The organism is Aquabacterium sp. (assembly GCF_036279675.1).
GTDB lineage: Bacteria > Pseudomonadota > Gammaproteobacteria > Burkholderiales > Burkholderiaceae_C > Aquabacterium.
The window spans coordinates 1-5,284 of the sequence record NZ_DASUIS010000018.1; the positions used below are offsets into that span (position 1 = coordinate 1).

Annotated in this window: 4 protein-coding genes; all 4 read left to right on the forward strand. The window is 64.7% G+C overall.

Annotation, left to right across the window (positions count from 1 at the left end; genetic code table 11):
- Positions 1–15 precede the first annotated feature (15 nt).
- The 4 genes from VFW93_RS01700 (at position 16) to VFW93_RS01715 (ending at position 5,241) form a co-directional block, all read left to right on the forward strand.
- Positions 16–165, forward strand: coding sequence for a lmo0937 family membrane protein (locus tag VFW93_RS01700; RefSeq protein ID WP_329692268.1), 150 nt, complete (start codon positions 16–18; stop codon positions 163–165).
- 389 nt (positions 166–554) lie between these two features.
- Positions 555–1,568, forward strand: a complete 1,014-nt coding sequence (locus VFW93_RS01705; RefSeq protein WP_329692265.1) for an FAD:protein FMN transferase — start codon at positions 555–557, stop codon at positions 1,566–1,568.
- A 26-nt stretch (positions 1,569–1,594) separates the two neighbouring features.
- Positions 1,595–4,600 (forward strand): hypothetical protein, encoded by a 3,006-nt coding sequence (locus tag VFW93_RS01710; protein WP_329692266.1) that lies wholly within the window; start codon positions 1,595–1,597, stop codon positions 4,598–4,600.
- Positions 4,601–4,662: 62 nt separating this feature from the next.
- Positions 4,663–5,241 (forward strand): hypothetical protein, encoded by a 579-nt coding sequence (locus VFW93_RS01715; RefSeq protein WP_329692267.1) that lies wholly within the window; start codon positions 4,663–4,665, stop codon positions 5,239–5,241.
- Positions 5,242–5,284: the final 43 nt, after the last annotated feature.

The window sequence follows — 5,284 nt, forward strand, 5'->3', positions numbered from 1 at the left end:
TCGAAAGGAATCACCATGCTCTACACGATCGCCGTTGTTCTTCTTGTTCTGTGGGCGCTGGGGCTCGTCTCGTCCTATACCTTGGGTGGCTTCATTCACCTGTTCCTCGTGGTCGCGCTGGTGATGATCGTCTTCAACGTCATCAGCGGCCGCCGCGTGCTTTGAGCGTCGCGCGAGCAGGCTCCCCAGGGTGCCTGGCGCGATGTAAGCACTTCAAAGGGATGTGAGCACCGTGTTCGACATGCGCCTGGACCGATCCCGCCAGACGGACATCGACACTGCGCTTGAAACTGCACCCCCCTCACTTCGGTGTGTCACCCATCACACAAGGCCCGAGCCTCGTCAGGTCTCGGCACAGTGGGACGCGCCATGTCGCGATTTCTCCTACTTACATCTGAAGCATCTGCACGCACTCCGGCCCGAGGGTGGCACTGCATACTGCATGCCACCGACGTGACCAGCCCTGTCGTTTAGCAGGGAACGCACGCCAATACACCTCCTTGCACTGGCGACCAGGGCGCGTCGGTTCCACCTCAATCGGAACCTGCCTCACCATGTTTGGCGCGCTCAAAGCCTTTCGCCGCGAACCACGTCCCACCCCGCATCTGATGCAGCCGGTGAGCGCGGGTGCCTGGCTGCAGCGCGAAGAAGCCATCATGGGCACGGCCATCAGCGTCGTGCTGTGGTGCGATGACAGGGCGCAAGGCGAAGCGGCCATTGACGCCGTCATGGCCGAGATGCATCGCATCGATCAGACCATGAGCCCGCACAGGCCTGACTCGGAGCTGTCCCGCATCAACCGGGATGCCTGCGCGGGTCCCGTCCACCTCAGCGCCGAGATGACCCGCCTCATCGCCAAGGCTCAAGCCTTCTCGGCCTTGTCTGGTGGCGCGTTCGACATCACCTATGCCGCCGTGGGCCAGTTGTATGACTACCGTGCGGGCATACGCCCCAGCCTCGAAGCCCTGGAACAGGCACGAGCTGCCGTGGGCCATCAATACCTGATGCTGGACGAGCAGGCGCAGACAGTGCGTTTTGGTCGGCCCGGCATGCGCATCGATCTGGGTGGCTTTGCCAAAGGCCATGCGGTCGACAACGCCGCCGCCATCCTGCGGGCCCGCGGCATCGCGCATGCCCACGTCAGCGCGGGGGGCGACAGCCGTGTGATCGGGGATCACCGCGGGCGCCCCTGGAGCATTGGCATCCGTGATCCGCGCCGTCCCGGTGAGATGGTGGCGGTGTTGCCCCTGCAGGATGTGTCCATCTCCACCTCGGGCGACTACGAGCGCTATTTCGATGTCGACGGCGAACGCTGCCATCACCTGATCGACCCTGCCACGGGCCTGTCGCCACGCAGCGTGCACAGCGTGACCATCCTGGCAGACGACGGGCTCACCACTGAAGCCATGTCGAAGTCCTTGTTCGTGCTGGGACTCGACAAGGGCATGGCCTTGATCGAATCGCAACCCGGCCTGGACGCCATCGTGGTCGATGACGCTGGTGCCCTGCATTTTTCTTCTGGCTTGATGGCTGCCCCCGCGCAGCGCTCAGGCGCTGTTCACGCATGACACGCTGAGGAAGGCTCCATCACATCATGAAGCGATACATCACCATTCCCTGCGCGATAGCGGCGCTGCTGGCGCTGAGCGCCTGCATGGAAGGCAGCTCATCTTCCAGCACCGATCCGGAAGCAACTGCAGCGAGTGCACTGGCCAGTGACACACCCATTGCCTATGCCAAGCGTGCCAACAGCATCATGGGCAACCCCACCAACGGCGCACCCACGGCACCCGGCGGGGACCTGATCATCCGCGAACGCTCTTCACCCAGCGCCCCGGAGCACAACATCACCGAGCGCTTTACCCAGGGCCAGGGCGATGCATCCGGCCCCGAGGTGTCCTACGACGGCAAGAAGCTGTTGTTCGCCATGCGCTGCCCGACCACCAACACCGCCATGATCAGCCTGGGCAATGTGTCGGTGCGCGCGTGCACCGGCCGCTGGAACATCTGGGAATACGACATGAGCAGCGGCGGGCTGACTGGTGGTACCTTCCGCCGCCTGACTGGCTCCCTGAACGACGATGACGTGGACCCTACCTACCTGCCTGGTGGCCGTGGCGTGGTCTTCACCTCCAACCGTCAAACCAAGTCGCATCTCAACCAGGCCTTGGGGCAGAGCTACTACGCGCTGGACGAATACGAACGCGAGCGCGTTTTCAACCTGCACACCATGGATGCCGATGGCGGCAGCATCACGCAGATCTCGTTCAACCAGAGCCATGACCGCAGCCCCGTGGTGCGCCAGAACGGCGAGATCATGTTCTCGCGCTGGGACCACGTCGGCGGGCGCAACCACTTCAAGATCTTCCGCGTCAAACCCGACGGCACCGATCTGTTCGTGCTGTACGGCGCGCACAGTGAAGGCAACAGCTTTCTGCATCCACGCGAGATGGACCCGAACGGCCGGTACAAGGGCTTCGTGGCTTCCGATCTGATGCCGTTGTCCGGCACCCGTGAAGGCGGCGCGCTCGTGTTTGTCGATGCCGAGCACTATTCCGAGCAGAACACGCCCATCAGCCCTGATCTGCCCGCTGTTGGTGGCCAGTCCCAACCGACGGCGCAAACGCTCAACATGGGCCGTGGCCTGTCGCTGTATGGCCGCGTCACCACACCCTACCCGCTGTGGGACGGCACCGACCGCGTGCTGGTGTCCTACACGCCCTGCCAGGTTCGCCGCAAGGGTGTGGTCGTCTCGTGCGCCACGTTGACGGATGCAGAGAAAGCGCGCCTCACCCAGGAAGACCGCATGGTCGCGGACGTGCAAGGCGACGAGATCCAGGACAACGTGCCGCCTTCGTATGCCGTCTACATGTTCGACCCGGCCAAAAGCACCTGGCTGAATGTGGCCTCGCCACCGACCGGCTTCATGTACACACACCCGGTGGCCCTGCAGGCACGCACCGAGCCCAGCACCACGGATCCCACGGCCCTGGATGACGCATTGTTGGCTGCCGACAAAGGCATCATCGAGGTGCGCAGTGTGTACGACACCGACGGGCTGGGCCGCATGGGTGACCCTGTCCTGCTGCCCGTCGATCTGGGCGCTGGTTGCACCACGGCCATTCCCAAGATCGCGCCCACCGACCCGCTGGACACCCGCCCCTTGATCCCGGATCTGGCCCGCATGAAGGACCCGGCCGATCCCGCCTATGGCTGTACACCGGCCCGGTTCATTCGTGTGTTCCGAGCCGTCGCCCCGCCGGTCGGCATGACGGGCACACGAGGTGCCATTGGCGAAACCGATTTCGAAATGCAGCAGGTGCTGGGCTACGCGCCCATCGAGCCCGATGGTTCCTTCAAGCTGCAGATCCCGGCTGACACGCCGATCGGGCTGGCCGTGGTCGATGCCTCCGGCCGCGCCTTCCAGACGCACACCAACTGGATCCAGGTGCGCCCGGGCGAACGCCGCACCTGCGACGGCTGCCACAGCCCACGTCGTGGTGGCGCCATCAACGCGGGCGCCGTGGTCAACAGCACGCCGGTCGGGCTCAAGCCCGACATGCAGGCGGCACACCTGCCCGGTGAAACCATGGCAGGCACCCGCACGCGGCTGGATCCCACGGCGATGCAACTGTCGCCCAACATGATCTACACGGACATCTGGGCAGACACCACCCGCAACGGCGTCACCGCACGGCCGGCCATCACACTGAGCTACAGCGGCCTGGGCACCACGGCACCCACGAATGGCGTGGTGAACTACCCCGACCACATCCAGCCCTTGTGGACGCGCAGCCGCGGCACCAATGGTGTCAACACCTGCACCAACTGCCACAACGATCCGGCCAAGCTGGATCTGCGAGGCACCACGTCTGGCACCGGGCGCATGACCTCTTATCAGGAACTGATGGTGGGGGACCCGATCATCGACACGGTCACCGGCCTGCCCAGAACGCGCATCCGCAATGGGGTGCCCGTGATCGAGCGGGGCCCGGCACTGGTGGACACCTCCGCCAGCGAAGGCGAGGCCCTGGGCCTGACACGCAAGAGCCGTCTGGCCGAGATCCTGTGGGGCCAGACCTTGTCGGCAGACGCCGATGCTCGCACGGCGCACCCCAACCCGCCCGGCACCGCGCCTGATCACTCGGCCCTGCTCAACGCATCCGAGAAACGCCTGCTGGCCGAATGGATGGACCTGGGTGGCAAGTACTACAACACCCCCTTCGATGCCAACTCGGGGGTGCGCACGATCAACGGCCTGAGCCAGACGACCTTCACCTCGCAGGTGTTCCCGATTCTGCGCAGCACCTGTGCCAGCGGCTGTCACCAGGCCATCGGCAGCAGTGCGTCCGCCACGCCACCTGGCGCCTCGTTCCAGGGCAACCGCTTCGTGCTGACGGGCGATGCCGAAGGTGACTACAACGTGACGCTGACCATGATCTCCGACGCCTGTACAGCGGCATCCAATGCGCTGCTCAGCAAGCCCTCGACCGTGCCGCATCCTTCAGGCGCCAGCGGCAGCACGGCCATCCTCCCGGTTGGCAGCACGGCCTACAACACCATCGCCAGCTGGCTGCATACAGGGTGCGTGAGTCCATGAGTCGTTTGTCAGAATCTGTGATGCATGCCCGAGTGGCGAGCAGTATGGGCATGGTCATGGTGATGACATCGCTCCTGGTTGCCTGCGGCGGTGGTGGCAGTGGCGGGTCCAGCAATCCGTTGGGCAATCCGGCCACGGTCAGCAACCCCGTCAACACAGGTGGGCAGAAGCTGTCTTTCGTCTATTTCCAGCAATGCATCAACCCGATCCTGCTGGCCCAGTTGCCGGCCTTGCAAGGCGGCGGCTTCACCAACAGCTGTGCGGGCGCGGGCTGCCATGACACCGTCACCGGCGCAGGTGGCGCCTTGCGTGTGGTGCCCGGTGCGCAGCCGGTGGACATGAGCGACCCGGCCAATACGCCGGCCGTCATCCGCACCAGCGACATGTACAAGAACTACTACTCGGCCCAGGGCGCCGTGGTGGTGGGCTCGTCCACGCAGAGCCGGCTGCTCGCCAAGCCCTTGCTGCTGGTGCAACACGGCGGCGGGCAGATCTTTGCCAGCCTCAGCGACGCCAACGCAGCACGCATCGCCTACTGGATCAACAACCCCATGCCCCGGGGCCAGGACGAGTTCAGCGCGGCCGCTTCTTCCATGTTTTCACCGCCAGACCCGCTGACCGGGGCCTGCAACCCACCATGATGGCGACACGCATTTCCTCTCCTGCCATCGCAGCGCTCCTGAC